General features: G+C 67.7%; 5 protein-coding genes. 4 read left to right on the top strand and 1 reads right to left on the bottom strand.

All coding sequences use genetic code 11. The annotated features are described in order from the left end of the window. Positions 1-213 (bottom strand): S26 family signal peptidase (locus VIU94_RS23235; RefSeq protein WP_331913798.1); only part of this gene is annotated, 213 nt, incomplete at its 3' end. Between the two features lie 224 nt (positions 214-437). Between VIU94_RS23235 and VIU94_RS23230 the strand changes: the two genes are divergently transcribed. From VIU94_RS23230 to VIU94_RS23215, 4 genes are all read left to right on the top strand, one after another. Then, the gene (locus VIU94_RS23230) at positions 438-1,043 is read left to right on the top strand and encodes a DUF6230 family protein (protein WP_331913797.1); all 606 of its coding nucleotides are present in this window, start codon (positions 438-440) and stop codon (positions 1,041-1,043) included. 85 nt (positions 1,044-1,128) lie between these two features. Continuing rightward, positions 1,129-1,632, top strand: a complete 504-nt coding sequence (locus VIU94_RS23225; RefSeq protein ID WP_331913796.1) for a DUF6114 domain-containing protein — start codon at positions 1,129-1,131, stop codon at positions 1,630-1,632. Then, on the top strand, positions 1,629-2,540 hold the full coding sequence (locus VIU94_RS23220) for a DUF6230 family protein (protein WP_331913795.1): 912 nt from the start codon (positions 1,629-1,631) through the stop codon (positions 2,538-2,540). The genes VIU94_RS23225 and VIU94_RS23220 overlap by 4 nt, the downstream gene beginning before the upstream one ends. After that, on the top strand, positions 2,537-2,830 hold a 294-nt coding region (locus VIU94_RS23215), incomplete at its 3' end, for a DUF6114 domain-containing protein (RefSeq protein WP_331913794.1). The genes VIU94_RS23220 and VIU94_RS23215, both read left to right, overlap by 4 nt.

Genomic DNA, 2,830 nt, shown 5'->3' with positions numbered 1-2,830 from the left:
GATGTCGTCGTTGTGCAGCGGGTCGAGCAGGATCCGCTCGCCGGAGACCATCGTCGGCTCCATGCTGCGCCCCTTGACCGTGAACGAGCCGAAGAGCGCGGCGACGACGACGGTCATCACCAGCAGAAACGCCACCAGCGCGACCCACCCGATGGCCGTCGCGGCGAAGCCGCGTTCGTCAGCGAGACGCGCATTCAGAGGTCTTCCGAACACAACCAGACCCTCTTTCGGGCAGATCGATGACAGCGAGGACAAACCCACGCAAGGATCGCCTCACTCGGTAGACATTTAGGGATCAAATGTCCAGATTTGCTTGACCGTAGCACGTGGCGACCGTCACAGTCTGTGATGCCACCCAGGGTATTAGGGGCCGTGGGCGGCGAACTTTTCTCGGGTTCATCAGCCCGTGAGGGACGGGTTCCAACGAGGGAGCACATATGAACAAGATGGGGCATACCAGTCTCGGCCGCTTCGCGGCCGTGACGCTGCCGGCGGCGGTCGTCTCCGCCGGCATGGGGTACGCGATGCTGTCCGGCATGGTCGGAGCGGTCATCTCGTCCACCGGCGGTTTCGACATGAGCACGAGCCTCACCGCCGACGCGCTGAAGATGCGCACCGGCGCCACTGAGATCGGCTCTGCCGGCAACAACCAGGGGACGATCTACGCCCAGACCGAGGGCTCCGTCGCCAATGGGCTCAACGTCGTGACACCCGAGGTGGAGGTGCTCCCGGGCCTGAGCCTCAACCTGGGGATCACCTCGACCGACTCGGCGATCAACCTGGGCGACGTGGCACTGAACGCCGCCTCGCTCAACACGCCGAGCGGCGCCACGATGGCCAACGTCACCCTGGGCCAGTCGCAGGCCGACGCCGGGTTCGACCCGGGCGGCCCCGGCTACGTGGCGGACGGTTTCGCGCTCCAGGCGGCGCAGACCGCCGGCCAGAGCGGGCAGCAGGTGCTGAACAACCTTTCGGCGAAGGCGTACGCAGTGCAGCTCAGCTCGCTGAGCCTCGACAACCTGTCGATCACGCTCAACCCGTAGCACTCCACCTCATCAGCCTGCAGTAGTTGGCGGGCGTTCCGGAGCGCCCGCCAACACCTCTGCCCCAGCCCCGCCGGAGAACCCCATGCCTGACAAGACGCCCATCGACCCCGAAGCACCCACCGTGAGCACCCCAGCCGCCGTCCCCACGCCGCGTGGCTTCAAGGGCTTCCGGCGCACCCGCCCCTTCTGGGGAAGCCTGATCCTGCTGTGGTCGTCGTGGATGATCGGGTCCTCGATGCTCTCCAAGCAGCTCGACTTCACGATCTTCGCAGCCTTCGGCGACAGGACCCTGCCGCCGGTGCTGATCTCGTTCGCCATGGCCGCCGCGGCGCTGATCGCGATGTTCATGCCCGCGCAGCGGACGTTCCCAGGGATCGTCTCGGTCGCGCTCGCCATCGCGGCACTCCCGCTGGCCAACCTCGGCGGCCTGATCATCGGCACCGTCGCCGGCGTCACCGGTGGCGCCCTGATCGTCGCCTGGACCCCCTACACCGACAAGCAGCTGACCAAGATGGCCGAGAAGGACGCCCGCAAGCGCGCTCGCAAGGCGGCCTGCAAGCCGGCCCGGAGCGGAGCGACCGCATGAGCCCTCGCGCCCGCCGCTTCGAGCGGCCCGACCCTTGGGGCGATGAGTCCGGCGTGCTCGGCGCGTGGGGCCGGCTCACCGGCCGCATCTACCGAGCAGCGTACGACGCCGTCGACCGTGCCGCGGAGCAGTCGGCACAGATGAAGGCGGATGCGGAGTCCGTACGTCGCGGCAGCCGCAAGCGCTCGCTGCCGCTGATGATCGTCGGGAGCGCCGCACTCGTGGCCATGTTCGGCGCGGTCTCGCAGAACGCCCTGGCGGTCAACTTCACCACCGGGAACGCCAAGTTCAAGCTCTACTCCAACTACCTCGACGCCGAGCACGCCGCGGGCTATCTCGCCCCGACCAGCCGCCAGGGGGCAACCGACTGCGATCCCGGTGTCGCCGACGTACAGACCCAGTGCGGCGTCACCGAGCTCGGCATCCACCAGGCCAAGCTCGCCGGCCTGTGCGGGATCGCCACCGAGAACATCCCGCTCGTCGGGAGCTACTCGCTGATGATCACCGCCGGCGACGACATCCCGGACAGCTACAGCGGCAGCACGATCCCGACGGGCACCACCACCGACCCGAGCACGGGCAAGCTCACCGACGGCAGCCTCGGCAACGCGATCTCGGCGACCAACCTGTTCATCAACGCGGACGCGCTCAGCGGCTACGGAAACAAGATCTCCGGCATGAACCTCGGCCAGTCGGCCGAGACCGTCGGCGACTCCGCCGGACTCACCTTCGAGGGCAACGCGAACCAGCTGCCCAAGGCCGGCGCCTTCGGCCTCTACGCCCGCCAGCTCAACGTGGCCGGCCTCAACGGAAACAGCTACGGACTCAACCTCAAGGGCAACATCACCCTGCCCGAGCTGAACATCAAGGTCGTCCCCGGGGCCAGGACGCAGGCCGACTGCTCATGAGCGCATCCAACACCCGGTCGTTGACAGACGACCTCGGCTTCTCCACCGACTCCCGACCGGAGAACGTACGCCGCAACCGGATCGGCGCGTTCCTCGCAGCGGTCCGCTCGTGGTTCCGCGCGTGGCGGCGTACGCGACCCTTCTGGGGCGCGTTGTGGCTCATCGTGGCCGGCGCCTGGATCATCTACTGGATGTCGTTCGACATCGGCATCGCGCTGACCGGCGGCTGGTCGTACTCCGCCGGCTACGTCATGGGCGGAGCACTGATCATGTTCGGGCTGGTCACCTGG

The organism is Streptomyces sp., from assembly GCF_036566765.1.
Classification (GTDB): domain Bacteria; phylum Actinomycetota; class Actinomycetes; order Streptomycetales; family Streptomycetaceae; genus Streptomyces.
The sequence above is the reverse complement of the archived record's forward strand: the minus strand, read 5'-3'. Positions and strand labels throughout refer to the sequence as shown.

Excerpts from the sequence above, each read along its gene's own strand:
- VIU94_RS23230 (WP_331913797.1), top strand. The coding sequence starts at position 438 with ATGAACAAGATGGGGCATACCAGTCTCGGCCGCTTCGCGGCCGTGACG.
- VIU94_RS23225 (WP_331913796.1), top strand. The coding sequence starts at position 1,129 with ATGCCTGACAAGACGCCCATCGACCCCGAAGCACCCACCGTGAGCACC.
- VIU94_RS23220 (WP_331913795.1), top strand. The coding sequence starts at position 1,629 with ATGAGCCCTCGCGCCCGCCGCTTCGAGCGGCCCGACCCTTGGGGCGAT.